General features: G+C 50.5%; 7 protein-coding genes and 1 pseudogene. 7 read left to right on the top strand and 1 reads right to left on the bottom strand.

All coding sequences use genetic code 11. From position 1 onward, the window contains the following. The 6 genes from USG84_RS23905 to USG84_RS23880 all read left to right on the top strand — a co-directional run. A partial coding sequence (locus USG84_RS23905; protein WP_110248139.1) for an S-type pyocin domain-containing protein occupies positions 1-1449 on the top strand: 1449 nt, incomplete at its 5' end. A 1-nt stretch (position 1450) separates the two neighbouring features. Then, complete coding sequence (locus USG84_RS23900; protein ID WP_045337636.1) at positions 1451-1708, top strand: bacteriocin immunity protein; 258 nt, start codon at positions 1451-1453, stop codon at positions 1706-1708. 67 nt (positions 1709-1775) lie between these two features. Further along, positions 1776-1931 (top strand): colicin release lysis protein, encoded by a 156-nt coding sequence (locus USG84_RS23895; protein ID WP_049224158.1) that lies wholly within the window; start codon positions 1776-1778, stop codon positions 1929-1931. 883 nt (positions 1932-2814) lie between these two features. Then, positions 2815-2964: a hypothetical protein gene (locus tag USG84_RS23890; RefSeq protein ID WP_166479530.1), complete on the top strand. Its 150-nt coding sequence runs from the start codon at positions 2815-2817 to the stop codon at positions 2962-2964. A gap of 469 nt (positions 2965-3433) precedes the next feature. Then, positions 3434-3625: a Rop family plasmid primer RNA-binding protein gene (locus tag USG84_RS23885; RefSeq protein ID WP_000166328.1), complete on the top strand. Its 192-nt coding sequence runs from the start codon at positions 3434-3436 to the stop codon at positions 3623-3625. Beyond that, the gene (locus USG84_RS23880) at positions 3625-4047 is read left to right on the top strand and encodes a helix-turn-helix domain-containing protein (protein ID WP_064152790.1); all 423 of its coding nucleotides are present in this window, start codon (positions 3625-3627) and stop codon (positions 4045-4047) included. Before USG84_RS23885 ends, USG84_RS23880 begins: the two co-directional genes overlap by 1 nt. An 860-nt stretch (positions 4048-4907) precedes the next feature. On the opposite strand, the gene USG84_RS23875 is transcribed toward USG84_RS23880, so the two are convergent. Then, on the bottom strand, positions 4908-5348 hold the full coding sequence (locus tag USG84_RS23875; RefSeq protein ID WP_110248140.1) for an entry exclusion protein 1: 441 nt from the start codon (positions 5346-5348) through the stop codon (positions 4908-4910). A 316-nt stretch (positions 5349-5664) separates the two neighbouring features. On the opposite strand from USG84_RS23875, the pseudogene USG84_RS23870 reads away from it, so the two are divergent. Further along, positions 5665-6114: pseudogene (locus USG84_RS23870) on the top strand (hypothetical protein); the annotation flags it as partial.

The following is a 6114-nucleotide window of genomic DNA, read 5'->3' as shown; positions in this document are numbered from 1 at the left end:
ATGCTGGATGAAGACAAACGTCTGGCTAATGCCCGCGCGGCAGCTGATGCTGAAGTTCAACGTCTGACCATCGCTCTGTCGAACGCCCAGCAGGCAGTTGTCGCCGCCCAGAAACAGCAGGCGGATACTATCGCTCAGGCTGCGGAAAAAGCGCGTCAGCGTCAGGCCGAAGAGGCGGAACGTCAGCGGCAGGCTGCGGCCGCAGAGCAAAAGCGCCTGGCAGACATTGCGGCTGAACAGGCCCGGATTGCAGCTGAACAGGAAAAAGTCCGTCAGGCCAGACAGGCTGCGGTGAATAAACTGAAATCCAGCGGTATCCAGTCCGTGCGCGGGCTGCCGACGACGGAGGCGCCGGCAGCCTCTCCACTAACCTGGTCCGTAGCCTCTGCCGGTGGCATTTCTCTAGGCAGTGATGTGGCAGGTGCGGTCTGGTCACGTATCTCTGCGGCACTTGCTGAACTGCGTGGCATTATGGCCGCCAGCATGGCCGGGCCGGTGGCGGTAACCGTTGCTGGCCTGCTGTATTCACGTGATGTTGGTGTGGGAAGTGACGTCGTTCCCGGCCGTGATATCAGCGCGATGATGCCGGGGGATGCGTTTTCACTGCCTGATACTGCGACGCTGGACGCGGCGGCTGACGGAAAAACCGGTGTCAGCATGCCGGTGCGTGGTCGTATGGTATTGCGTGATGATGGCACCCTGGAGACGCAGTTGGTCAGAACGACTGTTGCCGGTAATGTTCCGGTGGTGCGGGGCGTGCTGGATCCTGCCACAGGCTACTGGAGTTATGCGTTGCCGGCGATGGCCGGTGTTCCCGGTCAGACCATTCTGGTCAGCCCGTCGGATGCGCCCGGTATCAATGGTCCACTGGGACTGGCGGGGCCTGTTCCGCTGCCGGAATTCATTGTGCATACCGGTGGTGAGGATTCCGCACCGCAGGGAGTGACTGTTACAACGACCCCGGTGACGGAAGATCTGGATTTTAACGACCTTATTCTGATATTCCCGTCAGACTCCGGCCTGAAGCCACTGTACATCATGCTGCGTAACCCGCGTAACATTCCGGGTACCGCGAGTGGTAACGGTCAGCAAACTGGTGATAACTGGCTGGGTAGTGCTGGTACTGGTGATGGTGCTCCTATTCCGAGTCAGATTGCAGATAAGCTGCGCGGGCGTGAGTTCGGGAGTTTTGATGCGTTCCGCCGTGCCGTATGGGGTGAGGTTGGAAAAGAAGCAACGTTGACTAGTCAGTTCAATGAAAGTAACAAGAAAGCCCTTCGTAAAGGATATTCTCCTTTCCCTCCTGAAGCTGAGCAGGTTGGTGGGCGCACTCGTTACGAACTCCACCACATCACGCCTATTAAAGATGGTGGGGACGTTTATAATATTGACAATATTAGAATTTTAACGCCAAAAAGGCACATCGATCTTCATAAGAATGGTGAATGATATGGACAAAAAGAACATTACTGAATATACCGAAGCTGAATTTTTGGCTTTTGTTAAGAAAATTTGTGATGCAGATTATGACACCGAAAATAAGCATACAGAAGCTGTCCTGTTGTTTAAAAAATTAACTGAACACCCTGACGGTTCTGATCTCATCTATTATCCAAAACCCGGTCATGACGACAGCCCTGAAGGTATTGTTAAAACAGTAAAAGAGTGGCGAGCCGCAAATGGTAAGCCTGGCTTTAAGTCAGAGTAATGATTTTCAGGAGCCTTCATTGAAGGCTCCTTTCATCCGGATAATTATAAAAATAAAAGGACTGAATATGAAAAGAGTACTTTTCTTAGATGTAATCGTGGTTTCGATGATGCTGGCAGCATGCCAGGTTAATAATGTCCGCGATACCGGTGGCGGGGCAGTCTCACCGTCATCAACAGTGACTGGTGTCACGCTCGGCAGTGAAACAGATGGCAATCCATAAAGGATCTTCTTGAGATCCTTTTCAATGAGTCGTAATCTCTTGCTCTGTAAACGAAAAAACCGCCTGGGGAGGCGGTTTTTCGAAGGTTAAGTCAGTTGGGGAACTGCTTAACCCGGTAACAGGGTTCACGAGACCGCCATTACCAAAACTGTTCTTCCAGTGTAGCCTCTGTTAGGCCACTACTTCAAGACCTCTTATCTATCTTCTCGTGTACTCCTGTTACCAGTGGCTGCTGCCAGTGGCGTTTTGTCGTGTCTTTCCGGGTTGGACTCAAGACGATAGTTACCGGATAAGGCGCAGCGGTCGGGCTGAACGGGGGGTTCTTGCACACAGCCCAGCTTGGAGCGAACTGTCTAAACGGAACGGGACGTGGTGATTTAGGTAAAGCTTCCACCACAACACGGATGCCGCATGACGGGAACAGGAAAGCGCAAGAGGGAGCCACCAGGGGGAAACGCCTGGTATCTTTATAGTCCTGTCGGGTTTCGCCACCACTGATGTGAGCGTCTGATTTCGTGATGCTCATCAGGGGGGCGGAGCCTATGGAAAAACGGCAACGCCGTGACCTTTGTTCTTCGCTGCTAAGTATTGTCCTGGCATTCTCCAGGACATTTCCGCCCAGTTCGTAAGCCCGCACCGCTCGCCGCAGCCGAACGACCGAGCGTAGCGAGTCAGTGAGCGAGGAAGCGGAATATCTCCTGTCTCGCATATTCTACTTACGTACCGGTGCCGCCTTTTTTCTCCTGCCACATGAAGCACTTCACTGACCACCTCATCCGTGCCAACATATTAAGCCAGTATACACTCCGCTAGCGCTACGTGACTGGTTCAGGGCTGCGCCCCGAAACCCGCTAACAATCTCTCAGCTACTGGATATCACCCCATGCCATCTGAGTATGATGAACAACGGGATGCGACTGATGCTCCGCTTCCCGGCGAATATGACGTTTTTGATTTAATGGCGCAGGTTACTGAAGAGAACCTGCACGCCCCTGTGGATTCCGGGCCGCCTGTCGGCCGGGAAGCGTTATAGCTTTTTCGCTTGCCCGCGTACGGGGTAATACGCCGGTATTACATTTTATTTCTTTATTTTCATGTGATTACAGGTGATTGTAATACGTTGCGTATTACATGAATAAACGGGGATTTCAGTTTTTACCTTTTAATTCATGCAGTTGCGATGAAAATCGCGGCTGCGTTAGGTGTATGACCATTTAAGGGGCAAAAAATTATCATTCTGGCCGCGTGATCTGCGCAGGTTAAGGAGCATCGGCGACGAAAAAGCGTCTTTAACTGCTTCGTTCATGCAAGCATGAACGGATTATTTTTCCGGACTACAGGTAAACTACAAAAGTTGATGACTTAATCCTGATTTTTAGTGCGATGACTACAGATAAACTACAAAATAACTACAGGATTACCTCAGATCCGTTCTCTGAACCATTCGTACATCCGACCCCCTTACCGGTTTTACACTGAGCACTGATGCTCTGAGGTCCCTTATGACGAAACAACAGAAAACAGCGCTGAACATGGCTAAATTCATCCAGAATCAGTCTCTGCTCCTGCTGGAGAAGCTTAACGAGCTTGATCTCGATGCTGAGGCCGACCTTTGTGAGAAACTCCACGATGATGCGGAGCATCTTTTCCGTACACTGTCCTCGAGACTGGATGCATTACAGGATGGTAACTGATGGCCAGAGTGTCTATTAGTGAAGCAGCACGGCTTGTTAAGGTTAGTCGCCCTACTATTTACAAGATGATTAACAGTGGTAAGTTAAGTTACACCTCTGTTGTAAAGCACGGGAAGGGTATTAAAGTTATTGATACATCAGAGCTTATTAGAGTGTTTGGTTCTCTTGATGGTGTAATCGATGCTGTAAAATATGATGTAAAAAGTGACGCAGAATCTACAGGTATTAACAGCGTTGGTTTACATGATTTACAACATAGAATCGCTTTACTTGAAGCTGAAAACGATGGTCTTAAAGGGGCTGTTAAGGCTCGAGATGAGCATATTGATTCCCTTCGTCAGGCTATGCAGCTTCTGGAGCACAAGAACGAACCTTCTTCACCACCCCATTCCCCGTGGTGGAAATTCTGGAAAAAATCCTGATCCCGCCATGCTTGAGTTTTCCTCTCCGGCCATGCCGGGGCGTTCGTGAACCTTCCCAAAAATCGCCAGATCTCTGAACGCTCCTCACACTAAAAATATCCACACCCCACGCAAAATTAAATTTTTGCAGATAACTCATTAAAATCAGTCGGTTGGTTGTTATTAAATTACGCAGTATTACCTTCTGTAAGGTCAATCCAAGTCGTCGGTGATTCGTGTACGACTTGCCGACGACTCGTCATAGAGTCATCGACGACTCACTCCACACTATCAGTAACTTATGACGACTTGACTCTAGAGTCGAATCGTCGCTTTGGCGTTTTTTTGACCGTGGTGACTCTAGAGTCAAGTCACGAGTCGAATCGCCGGTGAATCGTGTGGTGAGTCGTCCGGCGACTTGCCATAACGTGATTGCCGGCCGTCGACGAACCCGATTCCTGAACGTGCTGAAAACCGGTTTTCCGGCTGTGCCGGCAACGCTTCACGGCCACGCAATAAATTGCGTCCCCGTTCACCGTTTTCGGATGGGAAGAACGCCGGAAACAGGACTTACCCCGGCTGAATGGTGTCAATTTCCGCGCTATGCACTTGCGCGCATACTCATGCATGCCGTAAAAACAGAGCCTGCGCGTTTCTGGCGGGTTTTCGGGTGGTTTGTTGCCTGTTTTACCGGTTTCCCGTCAGAAACGCCCTGAGAGCCTCTCAGGTGGTGCTGATAACGGGTGTTATGGTAAATCAGGTCAGCTTTCTTTGGGGGGCTGCGGTTTTTTTGGGAGTCCCCCTGCATTCTTTACACCAGCTTTGTATGACCATCTTTTCCGCCTAAACCTTCCGATAACGGATGTTAGTCACCGGTATGGTTACTCTGAACCTGAGCGAAACAGCCGCGACCAGAAACCCCGCTTTTTTTCCTGCTCCAGCGCGTCCGTCAACCGACTGATTTCCGCCTGCAGTTGATTGCGCTCCTCTTCCTGCACTCGCTTTTCTGTTTCCCGCGCGATTTTATCCTCGAGCATCATGGTGACGGTTTTCTGAAGTGCATCCAGCTTCTGCTGAATGGCCTCTAACTGCGGATTTTCCTCGTGGATACTACCATTTTCAGGGTGTCCCTTATTGTGCCTTTTTGGTGTCTCATGAGTGCGCAGCTCACCATAGACCCGAATCAGTTCACTGGTCTCGAACTCCCGGCGATCATTTTTCCCTGTGCGATAGCTGACAAGGCCTTTAGCCATGTCACGATATAATTGCGAACGCGATTTTCCTGTTAATTTCAGTGCGTCCTGAACTGTGTGCCATGCCATAAAAGTGACAGTGTCTCCTGTGTGTCCCGTATGCCAGTGTGTGAGCATACATCCGGTTTTAACACGGAATGTCATAGGTTGTCAGTCGGTGGTGAATAATGGGAAAGAAAACCTTGTTGACGATATGACTTTTTCGGGTGTAGCATCAAACAACTGTATATAAACACATGTTTTTATGTACAGTATTTGTGGTGTGGCAGAGTACTTATAACAGCCTGCAGGGAACCCGCCCGGTGGCTTCCGGCAGGCAATAAACCGCACACCTAATTTCTCAGAAGAACAAGTCAAACAACAAAAATAAGAAGAGGATGAAGTCATGAGTGGTAACGGTGGCGATAACGCCCACAACAGCGCATTCGGTGGCGGGAAGAATCCCGGCATGGGGAATACAGGCTCAGGCAGTAATTCAGGATCATCCGGCAGCGGAAATACAGGCAGTCATTTTAATGGCCCGGCAGTAACATACGGTCCGGACGGGTCTCCGCGTATTAACCTGTCTGATGCCGGCTCTTCACAGCCCGGTGGCAGCGGTGGTAATAACGGCGGTGATCGCGGTGGAAATTCAGGCTCTCAGTCGGGTAACAATAATTCTTCTGATCCGTCGAAAGGAAATGGCACCGGTGGGGTACCCACGACATGGGACCGTACGGCAAACTATTACAGCAGCAGCGATCAGGTCTCACGCAAGGCACTTAAAAACATGTATGAAAAAGCGGTCAGTACGGGGAGTATTCCTGCTGCCGCCCGCGGTAATCTTCGTGAAAAA

This window comes from Enterobacter sp. 168J2 (genome assembly GCF_034107265.1).
Classification (GTDB): domain Bacteria; phylum Pseudomonadota; class Gammaproteobacteria; order Enterobacterales; family Enterobacteriaceae; genus Enterobacter; species Enterobacter nematophilus.
The sequence above is the reverse complement of the archived record's forward strand: the minus strand, read 5'-3'. Positions and strand labels throughout refer to the sequence as shown.

Bases quoted from the DNA above. Each gene is read 5' to 3' on its own strand.
- USG84_RS23900 (WP_045337636.1), top strand. From the start codon at position 1,451: ATGGACAAAAAGAACATTACTGAATATACCGAAGCTGAATTTTTGGCT.
- USG84_RS23895 (WP_049224158.1), top strand. From the start codon at position 1,776: ATGAAAAGAGTACTTTTCTTAGATGTAATCGTGGTTTCGATGATGCTG.
- USG84_RS23890 (WP_166479530.1), top strand. From the start codon at position 2,815: ATGCCATCTGAGTATGATGAACAACGGGATGCGACTGATGCTCCGCTT.
- USG84_RS23885 (WP_000166328.1), top strand. From the start codon at position 3,434: ATGACGAAACAACAGAAAACAGCGCTGAACATGGCTAAATTCATCCAG.
- USG84_RS23880 (WP_064152790.1), top strand. From the start codon at position 3,625: ATGGCCAGAGTGTCTATTAGTGAAGCAGCACGGCTTGTTAAGGTTAGT.
- USG84_RS23875 (WP_110248140.1), bottom strand. From the start codon at position 5,348: ATGGCATGGCACACAGTTCAGGACGCACTGAAATTAACAGGAAAATCG.